The sequence below is a fragment of the Telmatospirillum sp. J64-1 genome (genome assembly GCF_006980715.1).
In the GTDB taxonomy this organism is placed as follows: domain Bacteria; phylum Pseudomonadota; class Alphaproteobacteria; order Rhodospirillales; family Magnetospirillaceae; genus Oleiliquidispirillum; species Oleiliquidispirillum nitrogeniifigens.
Genome location: NZ_SBHN01000029.1, coordinates 1 through 15,960, shown reverse-complemented (window position 1 = coordinate 15,960; position 15,960 = coordinate 1). Strand labels below are relative to the sequence as shown.

The 15,960-nt window shown below is 63.6% G+C and carries 11 protein-coding genes and 1 riboswitch; of the genes, 4 read left to right on the top strand and 7 right to left on the bottom strand.

The features are described from left to right. Positions 1–97 precede the first annotated feature (97 nt). From ribB to EPD66_RS21350, 6 genes are all read right to left on the bottom strand, one after another. Positions 98–763 carry a 3,4-dihydroxy-2-butanone-4-phosphate synthase gene (gene ribB / locus EPD66_RS21375; protein WP_142850600.1) on the bottom strand — a complete coding sequence of 222 codons (666 nt, stop codon included), beginning with the start codon at positions 761–763 and terminating at the stop codon, positions 98–100. A gap of 127 nt (positions 764–890) precedes the next feature. Next, a riboswitch (FMN riboswitch) is annotated at positions 891–1,043 on the bottom strand. 74 nt (positions 1,044–1,117) lie between these two features. Next, complete coding sequence (locus EPD66_RS21370; RefSeq protein WP_142850599.1) at positions 1,118–2,173, bottom strand: cytochrome-c peroxidase; 1,056 nt, start codon at positions 2,171–2,173, stop codon at positions 1,118–1,120. Then, positions 2,163–4,925 (bottom strand): hypothetical protein, encoded by a 2,763-nt coding sequence (locus EPD66_RS24170; protein ID WP_185961557.1) that lies wholly within the window; start codon positions 4,923–4,925, stop codon positions 2,163–2,165. Before EPD66_RS24170 ends, EPD66_RS21370 begins: the two co-directional genes overlap by 11 nt. A gap of 224 nt (positions 4,926–5,149) precedes the next feature. After that, the gene (locus EPD66_RS21360; protein WP_142850598.1) at positions 5,150–5,434 is read right to left on the bottom strand and encodes a hypothetical protein; all 285 of its coding nucleotides are present in this window, start codon (positions 5,432–5,434) and stop codon (positions 5,150–5,152) included. Between the two features lie 91 nt (positions 5,435–5,525). After that, on the bottom strand, positions 5,526–7,328 hold the full coding sequence (locus EPD66_RS21355) for a potassium/proton antiporter (RefSeq protein WP_142850597.1): 1,803 nt from the start codon (positions 7,326–7,328) through the stop codon (positions 5,526–5,528). A 180-nt stretch (positions 7,329–7,508) separates the two neighbouring features. Beyond that, positions 7,509–7,886: a hypothetical protein gene (locus EPD66_RS21350; protein WP_142850596.1), complete on the bottom strand. Its 378-nt coding sequence runs from the start codon at positions 7,884–7,886 to the stop codon at positions 7,509–7,511. Between the two features lie 612 nt (positions 7,887–8,498). Here EPD66_RS21350 and ahpC point away from each other — a divergent pair. From ahpC to EPD66_RS21335, 3 genes are all read left to right on the top strand, one after another. Then, complete coding sequence (gene ahpC, locus EPD66_RS21345; protein ID WP_142850595.1) at positions 8,499–9,062, top strand: alkyl hydroperoxide reductase subunit C; 564 nt, start codon at positions 8,499–8,501, stop codon at positions 9,060–9,062. Positions 9,063–9,180: 118 nt separating this feature from the next. Beyond that, positions 9,181–10,761, top strand: coding sequence for an alkyl hydroperoxide reductase subunit F (gene ahpF, locus EPD66_RS21340; protein WP_142850594.1), 1,581 nt, complete (start codon positions 9,181–9,183; stop codon positions 10,759–10,761). 190 nt (positions 10,762–10,951) lie between these two features. Further along, positions 10,952–12,481 carry a methyltransferase regulatory domain-containing protein gene (locus EPD66_RS21335; RefSeq protein ID WP_142850593.1) on the top strand — a complete coding sequence of 510 codons (1,530 nt, stop codon included), beginning with the start codon at positions 10,952–10,954 and terminating at the stop codon, positions 12,479–12,481. Positions 12,482–12,741: 260 nt separating this feature from the next. Here the strand turns inward: EPD66_RS21335 and EPD66_RS21330 are convergent, their stop codons facing one another. After that, positions 12,742–14,988 (bottom strand): TonB-dependent siderophore receptor, encoded by a 2,247-nt coding sequence (locus EPD66_RS21330; protein ID WP_142850592.1) that lies wholly within the window; start codon positions 14,986–14,988, stop codon positions 12,742–12,744. Positions 14,989–15,430: 442 nt separating this feature from the next. On the opposite strand from EPD66_RS21330, the gene EPD66_RS21325 reads away from it, so the two are divergent. Beyond that, on the top strand, positions 15,431–15,775 hold the full coding sequence (locus EPD66_RS21325) for a hypothetical protein (RefSeq protein ID WP_142850591.1): 345 nt from the start codon (positions 15,431–15,433) through the stop codon (positions 15,773–15,775). Positions 15,776–15,960 lie beyond the last annotated feature (185 nt).

Sequence of the window (15,960 nt, the reverse complement as noted above, 5' to 3'; positions counted from 1 at the left end):
GAGGAAAAAGGCCCGGAAGCGCAGGCTCCCGGGCCTTTTTGTATTTATCCGTCCTGGACCCCCGCTTTCGCGGGGGTGACGCAGGGGGAGGGCTGTGTCAGGCGACCGCCAGCAGGGCTTGGGTCGTCATCAGGTCCTCGATGGTGACGATGGGGAAGTTGTGGGTTTCGGCAAAGGAGATCAGGTCCGGCAGGCGGGCCATGGTGCCGTCGGGATTCATGACCTCGCAGAGGACTCCGGCGGGCTTGCGGCCTGCGCGCATCATCAGTTCGATCGTCGCCTCGCTATGCCCCCGGCGGACCGCCAATCCGCCCGGGCGGGCGATGATGGGGAAGACATGGCCGGGGCGGGCGAGGTCGGACGGCACGCTGTCCTCGGCCACGGCGGTCTTGATGGTGGTGACGCGGTCGGCGGCCGACACGCCGGTCGTGACGCCCTCCACCGCCTCGATCGAGACCGTGAAGCCGGTGCCGTAGCGCGAGGTATTGGCCGGAACCATGGGGGCCAGCTCCAGGCGCCGGGCGTGTTCCTCGGTCAGGATCAGGCAGACGATGCCGGAGCAGGTGCGGATGAGCAGGGCCATCTGTTCGGGCGTGATGCTGTCCGCCGGATAGATGATGTCGCCTTCGTTTTCGCGGTCTTCGTCATCGACGACGATGACGCCTTCGCCCTGGCGGAGGGCGTCGACGGCACGGCGGACACGTTCTTCCGGGGTGCCGAAACGGGCAAGCAGGTCGGTGTGTTGAGGGGAAACGTGATTCATGAAACTCACTCCTTTGACGGGCGAGCCTGAATCAGGGCGCAGAAAGAACCTCCTCCGCACCGCAGGTCATCCTCCGGTGCGTCGGCGCGGACCCGCGCACTCCCCGCTGGGCGGGAAGGTCGGGTCGACTCATTCTCTTCCATCCGGACTGTAACCGTCGGCCCCGGCATTTCACCGGATCTGCTGACCCCATGGCGGGAGCCATGGGCGCTCGCGGGCTCTCCCCTCTTGCGAGGGAAATACCGCCGGTAGGGAATTTCACCCTGCCCTGAGAACAAGCAATAGCGTCATTCCAAGCGAATGACGGGACAGACTATCCCCAGCCTTCCGGGTTCTGTCAATGCCGTCGCGCCGCTACAGGACTTCGAGGAAGGCCCGCAGGGCATCCATTTCCTCGGGCGTGAGGTTCAAGGGCTGCAGCAGGGGCGACAGCGGAGGTGCCCCCGGCCTGGACGACTTGAGCCCGCCCGCATTGTAGAAAGCGACCACGACGCGGAGGTCGCGGAACCGCCCGGTATGCATCCACGGCCCCGTGGCGGCGACGCCGCGCAGGGTCGGGGTGCGGAAGGCGCCGCGGTCGGCGGGATCGCCCGTCACCTCGTAGCGCCCGAGATCCTCGTCCTCCTCGCCGAAACGGTGCAGGCCGAGATTGTGGAAGCCGCCATCGGTCAGCAGCGGCCCGTGATGACAGGTCATGCACCGGCCCTTGGTGCGGAACAGGTGCAACCCGTGAAGCTGCTGGTCGGTCAGGACCTCGCGGCGGCCGTTCAGGAAGGTGTCGAAGCGCGAGCGTGTCGTCTGGGCGCGGACGAAGGCGGCGAGGGCCTTGAGCGCGTCCTCGAGCCCGCCACCTTCGGGAGTGCCGAAGACCGCGCGCAGGGCATCGCGATAGGGACCGGCCTTCAGCCGGGCATCAATTTCCGCCGCGTCGGCGGCCATTTCCACCGGATTGGTCATGGCCATCAGGGCCTGCCGTTCCAGCGTCTCGGCTCCTCCGTCCCAGAAATGCAGGTCGTAGAATCCGGCATTGAGGATCGAGATCGCATTGCGCCGCCCGATCTGGCGGTCATGGCCGAAGGATCGGCGCAGGCGGTCGGTGAAGCCGATTTCGCGGAAATGGCAGTCGGCGCAGGCGAACTGGCCCGACAGCGACAGCGTCGGGTCCTCGAACAGCTTGCGGCCCAGCTCGATCTTCTCGGGCGTGCCCGGATTGTCATGCGGATGGCGGGGAGGCGGCACCGGTCCCATCTCCTTCACGGCGATGCCGTCCGGCACCCAGGGGGCCGGCCATGTCTCGACCGGCCCGGCATAGGCTTTCCGCAGGGCCTGGGGGTCGTGCGCCGCCGCCGTGCCGCCGCCCAGGCCGAGGCAGAGGAGGGCGGCGAGAAAAAGGCGCCGCCTACCAGACATAGGCCAAGCCGAACCAGAAGGAGCGGCCGCGTTCGTAGGGATTGCTCGCCGTCGCCGTGCGCGTACGGCTATCGAACAGATTCTCGACATAGCCCTTCAGCTCGACATGATGGTCGGGAACCGTCTCCAGAAGATAGGTGACGGTCATGTCGACATTGACCGTCGGCTTGAGCGTCCGCTTCTCGTAGACGTCGTAGGCGACGCCGTCGACGGTGATGTTCCTGCCGCTATCGACGATCTCGTCGCGTTCGAAGCGGTATTTTCCGGTCAGGCCGATGGTCAGGGCGTCGTCCAGCCAGCGCGAGGCCAGGCTGGCATTGAGGGTCCAGGGCTGGGCGAAATTCGTCGCCAGGACGCGCAGGTCCCGGGAATTCCGGATCTGGCCGTCATACCAGACGTCGGTCAGATCATCCTCGACGGTCGGATCGAAATAGGTGTTGGAGTTGCGCTTGGTGTCCGACCAGGCGGCGTTGAGGGCGAAATCGTGATTGCCGTAGCGTCCCGCCCATTCCAGCGATGCGCCCTGGTAATCCGTCCAGCCGTCATTGGTCGGGACATAGGTCCGGATGGTGCCGACGACTTCCGAGGCGCGGGCGATTTCGTTGCGGTTCTGGCGGTCGACATATTTCAGGCGGCCCATGCCCAGCGGCATGGGAAAGGTCAGGGCGGCGGTGCGTTCGTCGGAATAGGGAGTCTTCAGGCCCCTGTTCGCACGATAGCGCCAGGCATTGTTGACCGAAGTGACGCTCCAGCTATTGGGATAGAGATTTCCCACCGCGGCATCCCGGGTTTCGGTGACGAGATCGGGCGTCTGCTCGTACAGGGCATAGGCCAGGGTCTGGGCGGTAGAATAATAGCGGTTGAGGCCCAGGCTCAACGAGATCTCGCCGGGGAAGTTCAGCGTGCCCGACAGGCGCGGCGCGATGTCGAAATTCTGGCGGTAGGTTTCCCAATCCGCGCGCAGGCCGCCGCGCAGGTCGAGGCTTTTCAGCAGCGTCAGGTCCAGGGGGACGGTCTTGCGGGCCTCGGCCCATGTTCCAAGGCTGGTGACATGGGCGGAGACGTCGCGGGCCAGGCGGACCTGGCGCCGGGTCAGGACCTGCTCGCCGGCGATGCAGGCCGGGTCGCTGGGATCTGCGCATTGGACGTCGGCTCCGGCGACGGAGTTCAGGTAGAAGTAATTGTCCGTCGGCCGGTTCCGGTTGGCATGGGTGTGCTTGGCGTCGAAGCCGACGGTCCAGTCCGTGGCGAGGACGGAATAGACCGTGCTGCTTCCCTTGACCTGGAAGTCGCGTTGCCGGTCCTCGATGTCGCCGAAGCCGCCTTCGGGGCAGTTGGTGGCGCCGCACAAGGCCTTGCTGCCGATGGAACGCCAGGTGAAGCCGGTTGCCGGGGCATTGCGGGAAAAGCCGCTTTCGCCGAAGCTGACCTGAAGATTGCCGTCCCAGCCGTCCTGCTTGTGCTCGATCCGGGACAGCAGGCTGTAGGCATCGCCGGTGGTGGTCTGGAGGTCGCCGGCCTGGTTCTCGCGGGTGAATTCGCTGGAATAGGGATTGTAGAGCCCCTGGAAGGACAACGTCGTCGCGTCGGTCGCATCATATTCGAACTTGGCGAGATAGGATTCCTTCTTGCTGGTCGTCCTGCCCCGCTCGTCGCCGCCCCAATTCGCATTGTTCATGCGCGTGACTTCCGAGGAAAGCTGCGAAACGGCGGCGAGGGCGCGCAGGCGGTCCGTGACCGGTATATCGACCGAGGCTTCCTTGCCGATCTTCTCGAAGGCGGTCGGTTTCGATGCGGTGGCGCTGGAATGGTCCTCGCGGCGGTAGTCGACCCAGCGATGGGTCTGGTAGGTGCCGCCGACGCGGCCATGGAATTCATGGGCCGGATTGCGCACGTTCATCGCCACGACGCCCCCGGTGAAGCCGCCGAATTCCGCCGGAATGTTGGAATCATGGACGGCCACTTCGCGCAGGATGTCGGAATTGACGAACAGGTTCATGGAATTGGAGATGCCGATCCGGTCGGCATGGGCCTCGGAATTGCCCTCGGCCACGTCGAAGACCGAGTTGTTGTCGACGCCGTCGAGAAGGAAGCGGTTCTCGTAGAAGCGCCCGCCCGAGATGCTGACCTTGTCGGGGGTCAGATCCTGTTCGCCATATTGGCTGGTGGCAAATTGGCCGTTGTCGAAATGGACGTTGGGAAGGGTGCGCAGCAGGCGGATGGGGTCCTTGTCGCCGGTTCCCATGGTGCGGATGGCGCTCTCGTCCAGGACCGACAGGCCGCTGCTTCCCCCGGAAGGAAGGACGGGCCGGTCGGAGCCCTCGACGGAGATCGGGGCAAGGGAGACCGCGCCGCTTTCATCCCTGAATCCGCCCGCCGTGGTGACGACGATGCCGTCTGCGGCCAGTCCATAGGCCAGGCCGGACGGGGTCAGCACGCGGTGCAGGGCCTCGCGGACCGTCATCACTCCGGAAATTCTTGCCGTTGCGGTATCGGGCGGCACCCCCTCCGCCGTCCTGATCCGCAGGCCCGATTGCCGTGCCAGTTCCGGCAGGGCCTTTTCCAGCGTCGTAGCGGGAATGTCGAATCTGCGGATCATATCGAAGCCGCCCACGCGGTTTTCCGTCATGCCTGCGCCGGAGGCAGCCGGTTGCGCCTGGGCGAAGGCAGGCCCCGCATGGCAGGCGAGGCCAAGCATGATCGCCGCCGCCCAGGCCCGTGCGGGCGGGTAAGAAGCCAAATCGGTGGTCACGAAATCCCCCCTTGGTCTATACGCAACTGATTCTAAGAATCATTCGCATACTATGCAGGGGTGAGGAAAATGACCAGAGTGAAATTGTAGTTTGTCCAGGCCGGGCCCGGCCCATGCTCCGAGACGACCGCTCTGCGGTTTCCTCAGGGGCGTCTCGAAGCATGGCCGCTTTTGGGCAGGCGGCTCAATACCGATGCTGCGGCAACATGGCGTTCCGCAACCTGCTAGATCGTGAAGCGCTTCGCCAGTCCCAGGGCACGCAGCATGGCACTCTTTTCCAAAGCCGTTTCGAACCAGTCGATGACCTGCTCCAGGCTGTCCATGACGGCGACTGCGTCGCGCGCCGTTCTGCCGCGCAAGGCCCGCCGCGTCTGTTTCACGACGAATTTTCCGCTGGCGGCGCGATAAACCCAGACCTGCCCCAGTTCGGGGGAAGACACGGAATGCAGAAGCTCGCCCCTGAACTCGATATCTCCTCCAGATGGATTTTCTATAACGAAGTTATCCATATCGATTTCTCTTTCTCCTTCGGAATTTTCTGCGAATTCCGGTTCGTTCAGACATGGCTTTCCCGTAACCGGGAAAGCTCGTGTTCTTCGGTTATTCTTTGTTTCTGCCGGTCAGCCGCAGCCAGAAATCCTTGAGATCCTTTTTCGTCTGGAACAGCGGCAATCGCGGTTGGGAGGGCCGGGTCGGTTCGAGGGCCAGTCCCATCTCGGTGATCTCGTCCTTGACCATGTCGCGGACGATGATTTCGATCGGCCCGTAGGAAAGTCTGTCGCCTATCTCGATCTGCCCGCGCAGGTTCTTCTGCACCAACTCGGCCACGGTTTTCTCCGTATCCTCGGGGCGGATCGAGAAGCCGTAGGTGGCGGACAGCGCCTGGAGCTTGGTGTCCGGCGGAAGGCTGAAATCGCCGAAGAGTTCGCGATCCAGCACGTCGAGTTTGGCCGGCCGCGCGAAAAGCCGGTCAAGCAGGTGGATATATTTGGGCAATGTGAAGATGAAGACGGTGTCTCCCGGCTGCATTTTCCCCGCCCCATGCGGGGCCATGGACCGCCCGTCGCGGACGATCAGGGACGGGCGCGCCCAGCGGGGAAGACGGTCGCCTTCGGCGACCGGGCTTTCGGGAGAGATGCGATAGGCCACCAATTCATGGGTTGCTTGCCCGGGCAGGTCCAGTTCCATGCGCTCGACGGGCCCGATGCGGGGCGGGACGATCAATCCCAGCCATTTCGCCATTGGCCGGATGGTCCAGCCCTGCACCAGCAGCGAGACCAGAACGATGATGAAGGCGGTGTTGAAGAAGGTCTGCCCGCCTGGCAGGTTTCCCAGGATGGGCAAGAGGGCCAGCAGGATCGAGACGGCGCCGCGCAGCCCGACCCAGGCGATGAAGGTGATTTCGTTGCGGGTGAAGCCGAAGGGAAGCAGGCACAGCCATACCGCGATGGGGCGGCCGATGAAGATGAGGAACAGCGCCAAGCCGATAGCGAAGGGGGCGACCTCCGGGAATTCCGAGGGTGTCGCCAGCAAGCCCAGGGTCAGGAACATGGCGATCTGTGCCAGCCATGTCATGCCGCTTTGGAAACGGCGGAGCGAGGCGGCGAAGCGCAGCCGGGAATTTCCGGCATAGATGCCGGCGATATAGACAGCCAGGAAGCCGCTGCCGCCGATCATGCTGGTGGCAGCGAAAAGGCACAGGGACAACGCCATCACCAGGATGGGATAAAGGGCGGGTTCGAGCTCGATCCGGTTGACCACCTGATAGACGATCCATCCTCCGGCCACCCCGGCCAGGGCGCCCAAGCCCATCTGCAGGAGGAAGGCTTCCGCCAATCCCCAGCCGATATTGCCTCCGCCCGCGCCGGAGATGATGAGTTCGACCAAGGAAATGGTCAGGAAGATCGCCATCGGGTCGTTGCTGCCCGATTCGATCTCGAGCGTCGAACGCACCCGGTCCTTCAGGGTGATGCCGCCGACGCGCAACAGGAAGAAGACGGCGGCGGCATCGGTGGAACTGATGATGGCGCCGATCAGCAGGCTTTCCAGCCATGGCATTCCCATCCCGTAATGAGCCGCCGCCCCAACCAGCCCGGTCGTCAGCAGCACACCCATGGTCGCCAGGGTCAGGGACGGCCATGCGGCGACACGCACGGTCTGCAGCCTTGTGCCGAAGCCGCTGTCGAACAGAATGATCGCCAAGGCCAGAGAGCCGATGAAATAGGCGGTTCCGGCATTGCTGAATTGAATGCCCCCTATTCCGTCGACACCGGCAAGCAGGCCGACAGACAGAAAAACCAGCAGCAAGGGCGCGCCGATCCGAAAGGACACCACGCTGGTAAAAATACTGATCGTCACCAGACCTGCGGCAATGAGGATGATCAAGCTCATCGCTTCGATCATTTATTTCGTTTCCTTACCCATGGACGGCCGGCAATGCTCCGGGCCGCCAAGCACATGAAAAGACGGGAATCCCTGCCTTGCGGCGCCGTGCGGAGGCAGACGCTTGCCGCCGTACGGTCCGAGGGGCCGCAGGGAAGGGATCAGGGAATCATGGCTGTTCCGCGCGAGGGCGGAGAGGGGTCAGGCCGCGGGAGGGCCGAGAGGAAAGCGGGCGGAAAGGAAGCCGCTGGTCAGGAGGGAGCCGCAAAGGGACGCCCTGGGGACGGAACAGGACAGGGACGGGCGGGGCATCTCGCTGTTCGGGGCGAGGGCAAGCCAGTCGGGCGAGGAATCGGGATGCCCCCCTGTCCCGGTCAGGATGCGCGGTATGCTGCTTTCCCGAGGGGAAAAAGCGGCGGAAAGCGTGCTGCGGCTGGCATCCAGCCGCCGTTCCGGTCTTCCGTCGGTTTCGGAAAGCTGGTCGGCTCCGATCTCGGGAACGGCTGCCGCCAAACGCGGCAATTGTACCTGGCCCAACCCTATGAATAGGGTGAGCAGAACCAGCAGCAATGATGCCACGAAGATTCTGTCAGACCCTGCGGGGTTGCCCCGAAGCACGCGCGTTCACCCTTAAGTGCAATGATTATACAGCAATAATAAAAGCATTTTTCCCCAGGGGAGGAAAGCCCGCGCGGGATGCTGTCGGGATTTTTCCTGGCCCATGAAGAGGAGGATTATCCTTGGCCATGGAAGAAATATGCCTGTCCCGAAGGGGCGAATATTCCCGCCGGCGTTTCCGCTCTTTCTTTCATCAAGGGAGAACATAAGGCGGAACAGAGGCAGGACAAGAATGGGGTCTGTCGATGACCGTCCGTCTTATCTACAAAAGGGAGCGGAGCAGTGTCAGTGCGGGACCTTACGCTTGGGGAACCTCGTTCGCATTGAATATGTCTCTTGTCCAGGCAGGGCCGGGCAAACTCCTCCTTCTGTCGGAGAAAGTGCAGTCATGCTTGCGCAAGCCCCGGGAAATCGTAAGGTCTTGCTGTCTTCGCTTTCGCGTGGATGGGGCAAGAGACATATCGATTTTCTCGATATGTTGCGGGCAAAAAACCAATTTGATGAATGACGAGCCTGCGCTTAGTATCTGCCTCGTGCTCTGGTCACCAACGCATCAACGCAGTGGAGAAACCTATGTCTTTGATTAACACCGAAATTAAGCCGTTTAAGGCCACCGCTTTCAAGAAGGGTCAGTTCTTCGACGTGACGGATGCCGACCTCAAGGGCAAGTGGTCCGTCGTGTTCTTCTATCCGGCCGACTTCACCTTCGTCTGCCCGACCGAACTTGAGGATCTGGCCGACAACTACGCCGAATTCCAGAAGCTGGGTGTGGAAATCTACAGCGTCTCCACCGACACCCACTTCGCCCACAAGGCCTGGCACGACACCTCCGAAGCGATCAAGAAGATCGAATTCACCATGGTCGGCGACCCGACCGGCACCATCAGCCGCAACTTCGAAGTGCTGATCGAAGAAGTCGGCCTGGCCGATCGCGGCACCTTCGTGATCGATCCGGAAGGCAAGATCCAGATCATCGAAATCACCGCCGGCGGTGTCGGCCGTGACGCCAAGGAACTGCTCCGCAAGATCAAGGCCGCTCAGTACGTCGCCGCGCATCCCGGCGAAGTCTGCCCGGCCAAGTGGCAGGAAGGCGAGAAGACCCTCGCTCCCTCGCTGGATCTCGTCGGCAAGATCTAAGTTCCTGCTCTGGGCCCGGATTTTTCCGGGCCCAGTCGCCCCAAGGCTGTGACGCCCTGTCCCTTCCGGGTGCGCGCCTGCCTCACTCCGAAAGAATGCCACGGGAGCCATCGCCATCATGTTGGATAACAATCTCCGAGACCAGTTGAAGGCCTATCTCGAGAACATCAAGCAGCCGGTCGAACTGGTTGCCTCCCTCGATGATGGCGCCAAGTCCCAGGAAATGGAGGACCTGCTCAAGCAGATCGCCTCGTTGTCGGACAAGGTGAGCTATGTCCGCCGCGACGACGATGCGCGCAAGCCGTCCTTCGCCATTACCCGAGTGGGCACCGATATCAGCGTGCGCTTCGCCGGTCTGCCCATGGGCCACGAATTCACCTCGCTCGTTCTTGCCCTGCTGCAGGTTGGCGGCCATCCGTCCAAGGCCTCGCAGGAAGTGATCGAGCAGGTCCGGAATCTCGAGGGCGACTATGTCTTCGAAACCTATTTCTCGCTGTCTTGCCAGAACTGCCCCGACGTGGTGCAGGCGCTGAACCTGATGAGCGTGCTGAACCCCCGGATCAAGCATGTCGCCATCGACGGCGCGCTGTTCCAGGACGAGGTCGAGGCGCGCAAGATCATGGCCGTGCCCACCATCTTCCTGAATGGCGAGAATTTCGGCCAGGGCCGCATGGGCCTTGAGCAGATTGTCGCCAAGCTCGATACCGGCGCGGCTGCCCGCGAGGCCGAGAAGATCAAGGCCAAGGCCGCCTTCGACGTCCTGGTGATCGGCGGCGGCCCGGCCGGCGCGGCGGCGGCGATCTATGCGGCGCGCAAGGGCATCCGTACCGGCGTCGCGGCCGAGCGCTTCGGCGGCCAGGTGCTCGACACCATGGCGATCGAGAACTTCATCTCGGTCTCCCATACCGAAGGCCCCAAGCTGGGCGCGGCGCTGGAGCAGCACGTCAAGGATTATGACGTGGACATCATGAACCTGCAGCGTGCCGAGAAGCTGATCCCGGCGCCGCATGCGGGCGGCTTGATCGAAGTGCAGCTGGCCAACGGGGCTTCGCTGAAGTCCCGCACGGTGATCCTGTCCACCGGTGCGCGCTGGCGCCAGATGCATGTGCCGGGCGAGGAAGAGTACCGCAACAAGGGCGTGGCCTACTGCCCGCATTGCGACGGCCCGCTGTTCAAGGGCAAGCGCGTGGCGGTAATCGGCGGCGGCAATTCCGGTGTCGAGGCGGCCATCGACCTGGCGGGCATCGTCGCCCATGTCACGCTGATTGAGTTCGATGTCCAGCTGCGTGCCGATGCCGTGTTGCAGAACAAGCTCCGCAGCCTGCCCAACGTGACCATCATCACCTCGGGCCAGACCACGGAAGTGCATGGCGACGGCAACAAGGTCACCGGCCTGTCCTACAAGGACCGCACCACCGATCAGGTGCATCGTATCGAACTGGAAGGCATCTTCGTCCAGATCGGTCTGGTGCCCAACACCGAATGGCTGAAGGGCACAATCGCCCTGTCGCCGCGCGGTGAGATCGAGGTGGATGCCCGCGGCCAGACCTCGGTGCCCGGCGTCTTCGCCGCCGGTGATGCGACCACGGTGCCCTACAAGCAGATCGTGATCGCCATGGGTGAAGGCTCGAAGGCCGCTCTGTCCGCCTTCGACTACCTGATCCGTGTGCCGCTGGAAGACGACGCGGTCGCCGCCTAAACCAAAGGCGGACCCCGCAAGACGTGGAACGGCCCGGCCCTGTCGCCGGGCCGTTTCGCATTTCATGCTCCTCTTTCGCGTCCAGGCGGCAGGATGGGCATGGTACTGAGAATTAATTGCAGGTATTTTGGGCGTCTCCGTTTCATCAGCGCCCGACCGAGGGACGGCGCATCCATATCAGGGAGACCGCATGTCCTGGACAGATGGCTATATCGCCGACGTCGCCTATGTCAGCACCTTCCACCGTGAAATGACGCCCTGCTGGCTGACGTCCACGGTCACGGCGCTGGGCTATCGCGCCCCTGACATCGCGGCCCCCTTCACCTGGTGCGACCTGGGCTGCGGCCCCGGCCTGGGGACGGCCCTGACGGCGGCCAGCCATCCCCATGCCCAGTTCACGGCGGTGGATTTCAACCCGGCCCATGTGGCCGAAGGGCGGCGCCTCGCCGAGGCGGCGGGCCTGTCCAACCTGGTCTTCGTCGAGGACAGCTTTGCCGGGCTGGCGGAGGCCGCGCCCGAATCCTATCCGCGCTTCGACTTCATCGTGATGCACGGCGTCTATTCCTGGATCTCGCCAGCCAACCGGCAGGCCGTGCTGCGCTTCATCGACCGTTTCCTCGCCCCCGGCGGTATCGTCTATCTCAATTACATGTCCCATCCGGGGCTGTCCTCCTTCGCTTCGGCCCAGCGTTTGATGCGCCTGCAAGCCCAGGGCCGGGGCGGCCCGTCCGATCTCGCCGCCTCGTCCGGGCTGGACTTCCTGCACCGCATGGCCGAAGCCGGGGCCGGTTATTTCGTCGATCATCCCCGGGAGGCGGCGCGTCTCGATAATGCGCGGAAGGAGGGCGGGCTCTATGCCGCCCATGAGTTCATGAGCGAGCATTGGGCGCCCCAGCATGTGGCCGATGTCATCGGCGACCTTGATGCCGTCCGCTGCCATTATCTCGGCAGTGCCACCACCTGCGAGAATATCGATGCCCTGTCCCTGCCGGCCAAGCTGCTGCCGCTGCTGAAGGACGTCGCCGACACGGCGCAGCGCGAGACGATCAAGGATCTGGCGCGCAACCAGTCCTATCGCCGCGATCTCTACCAGCGCGGCCGCTTGCCGTTGACGGTGGCGGAGCATCTGGCCGCCCTGGGGGACATCGTCTGGCAGGCCCTGCCGGGGGCGCCCACGGGCGGCGGGCTGACCTTCGACACGCGCATCGGTCCGGTCGAGGGAGCCGCCGCATTGTTCGGTCCGCTGCTGGCCGCCCTTGCCAAGGGCCCCGGCCGTTTCGACGAGCTGGCGCGGCAGACGGGGCTGGACGAGCAGCCGGGGATGCTGAACCAGGCGCTGCAGATGCTGCAATGGGCCGGGCTTGCCCATCCCCTGCCGCCGCTGGCCCAGGAGGAACCGGCGCAACGCCTGAACCGGGTCATTGCCGAAAGGGTGCTCGACGGCCATGACGACCGCTATCTCGCCGCCCCCGGCATCGGTTCGGCGGTCGCCGCCAACCGGCTGGAAATGGCGGCGGTGCGGGTGCTGCTCGACACGCCCGCCTTGCACGGGCAGGCCCTGGCCGAGGCGGTCCTGCCCTTGGCCGAACGCGCCGGCCTCTTCCCCACCCGCACCGGCAATCGTTCTCAGCGCCTGAACGAACTGGTCCAGGCCCTGGGGCCATGGAGCGAACGCATCCTGCCGTCCTGGCGGCGCATGGGCGTGTTGCCGCAGGCCTGACACCGCAAGAGCCCGCCGGCAGGGCCGGCGGGCTTTGGAGTGATGGGCAGATTCTTTCTCGTCATTCCCGCGTAAGCGGGAATCCATGGAACCGCGAGTACCCCTAGCTGGCGGCTTACATCTCCATGCGCCCCAACATGGACCCCCGCTTGCGCGGGGGTGACGATGTGTCGCGGGCGGAACCGGCGGTGTCAGCCTCTGAAAAAAAAGCCCGCCGGCAGGACCGGCGGGCTTCGGAGCGATGGTAAGGCGGCAGAGGGTTAGAAGTGGGTCGTCAGGGTCAGGTAATAGGCCCGGCCCGGTTCGTTATAGGTGGCGGCTCCGGCCGAGCTGCCGGTGCTTTCGCGGAACTGCCGTTCATCGAAGATATTGCTGATGCCGCCGGTCACACGCAGGTGATCGTTGGCGTCGTAGGTGGCGCTGATGCCGAAGATGGAATAGGGATCACGGGCTTTCAGTGCGTTGCCCGTGGCGGGCGCCCCGGTCATGGTCTGGTTGCGCGGTTCCTGCTTGCCGTAATGGGTCATGCTCACGGTCAGGGTCAGGTCTTCCCGCGCTTCCCAATCCAGCCAGCTGTTGATGGTGTATTCGGGAATGACCGAGAGCGGCTGGCCGGTCCGCTTGTCATCATTCTCGATCATGTAGGTGAAGTTGTTGGTCAGGGTCCAGCGTTCGGCCAGGGGGATCGTCAGGTTGCCTTCCAGGCCCTGGACGATGGCATCAGACGAATTGTCCCAGCGGAAGATACGGCCGTCGTCCGGGGTCAAGCCGACGGGAACGGATCCGGAGACGATCTTGTTCTCGTAGTCGTTATGGAAATAGGTGATCCCGGCAGCCCAGCCGCCGCTCATGTAGCTGATGCCGATTTCCTTGTTCAGGCTGATTTCCGGATCGAGGTCGTCATTACCCATCACATAGCAGCCGGTGCCCAGGCTGGGGAAATCCACCGGGCAGCCATTGCCCATGGTGTAGTAGAGGTAATTGGGGTTGGACTGATAGAGGTTCGGCGCCTTGAAGGCGCGGGCGATGCCGGCCTTGATCTCCAGGCCCTCGGTCACCGTATAGGAGGCATTGAGCGAGGGGCTGAAATGGGTGCCGAACTTGCTGTGATGATCGACGCGCAGGCCGGGAGTGAGGATCAACTGGTCCGTGGCGAGGATGTTGTCCTCGATGTAAAGCGCGTAGTTATCGGCGCTGGAATTGGGATTGCGTTCACCGGTGGGCAGGCCGGGGATGGGGCCGCCGGTTCCCATTCCCTGGGTCATCGAGTAAGGATCGTGAAGCTTCTCGTTCCGCATCTCCACGCCGACCGTGGCCATTTGCGAGACGCCCAGGGTGAAGGGAACATTGACTTCGGCTTGGGTGAAGTAGTTGTCCAGGGTCGAGGTCGAGAATTCGCCATCGGTGTTGATGCTGCCCTCGACACTGCCGGCCAGGCCCTCGTTGAGGCGGGTGTTGTCGGTCTTCTCGTACTGGAACAGCATCCGCGACGTGCCGAAATCCCATGTCCCGCGATGGGTCAGGGCGATCGTCCGGCGCCGCATGATATTGGTCTCGGCGCCTTCCTCGGCCAACTGGTTGAGCAGGGGCGTACCGTTCGCGCTGACGGCGCGGTCGCCGGCATAGATGTTGCCCTGGCGGCTGTAGCCCCCTTCCAGTTCGAAGACATGGTCGGGCGTCGCATCCCAGCGCAGCATCAGGTTGATGTCGCGATTCTTCACGCCCTCGCGTCCGGCCGGCGGCACGGCATCCGGGTCGGTGGCATTGGGATCGATGGGATTGATGCCCAAGGCATCGGCATCGGTACGGTTGAGGTTGCCGTAAAGGCGGTAGGACAGGTTCTCGAGCAGCGGCCCGGCCAGATGGGCGCTGATGCGCCGGGTATCGCCTTCCTCGTCATGATGCGGCTGATTGGTATAGACGCTCACCGAGCCGGTGGTCTTGTCCGCCGGCGGACGGGTGATGATGTTGACCACGCCGCCGGCCGCGCCGGAGCCGTAGCGCGCCGCCGCCGGTCCGCGCAGAACCTCGATGCGTTCCACCGCCTCGGCCGGCACCCAGTTCGTATCGCCGCGCGTGTTGCGTTCGCCGCTGCGGCCCATGCGGATGGAGTTACGCGACATCACCGGCTTGCCGTCGATCAGGATCAGGGTGTTTTCCGGTCCCATGCCGCGCAAGTCGATCTGACGGTTGTTGCCGTACTGGCCGCTGGCGCTGTTGCCGGTCAGGTTGACGCCGGGCATCTTGCGGATGATGTCGGACAGGTCGTTGGTCGGCGGGGTCTTCTCGATGTCCTGGCGGGTGATGGTCGACACGCCCGGAGCCTGCTTGAGGGTTTCCTCGGCGGTGCCGATGACATCGATCCCTTCCAGCACGTAAACTCCGTCTTCCCCGTTCGCCTCGATACCGGGAACCGGCGCTTCCTGCGCATGGACGGTCAGCGGCATCGCAGCCAGGGCAAGGCCGATTGCTGTCGCGCATCGGCGGAATTTGAACATCGGATGCATCGATACCCTCTTGTGTGAAACCCCGCAGCCGGGAGGCGGGGCGGCTAGTCCTCACGTTTCAGGGATTGAGCGGCGTCTTCGGATCGACAACCTCGGGCAGCGCCTCGGGCCCGCCGTTACCCCCCTTGGCAGCCCTTGTTCCGTCTCCCCACGGAGCAAAGGCTATCTGATAGCAATTCTCACTATCAACTTTAGGGCGCCGTGTAAACGATTCTGATTATGATTCTTATTATCTAAGAAGCGGAATATGGCCAGCCGGCAGTGAAGCGAGGGCTTTGGGGCCGGTTCCCGCTCTTTTCGTCGGGTGCGGACAGGGGAAGGCGGGCCGGGGCGGGACGGCGGTGAACAAAGGGCGGAACTTCCCGTTTGTCTTGCTTTACGCCGAAGGGGGAGTGGGCTAGGAAGGTCGGCCCACGATCCCGCTTTGCAAGGGTGAGACTTCATGGCTCCGAAAAAGAATCCGCTCAAGCTCAATCCGCTTCAGCTCAAGACCCTGACCCTGTTCCAGGAACTCGCCCGTCATCCCGACATGTCTAGCCGGAACGAGGAAACGGGCGAGGTGGTGCTGTCGCAGTTGCCCCGTCCCCATGGCGATCATTTCCATGTGGGCCATCGCGTGGTGCTGTCGCGCGACGCCACCGGCTTGCAGAACCAGTCGGTGTGGCTGGCGCTGGAGCGCAAGGGCCTGATCCGCTCGGGTTTCCCCATGGCGCTGATCATGACCAAGGAAGGGCTGGAATATGATACCGGCCTGCGTGACGTGATCCTGCACGGCTCGGATCACTAGATCGTGATGCTCTTACTGTGGATCATAGTCTGAAAAGCGGCCATGCTTCGAGACGGCCCTGCGGGCCTCCTCAGCATGGAGACCTTTGCGCGGGGGAGGATCGGCCTTTTAGGTGGCAAATCGAGGCTGCTTTGCCCTTAACAAAACCGCCGCCAGAGCTTGATCTCTGGCGGCGGTCTACGTTT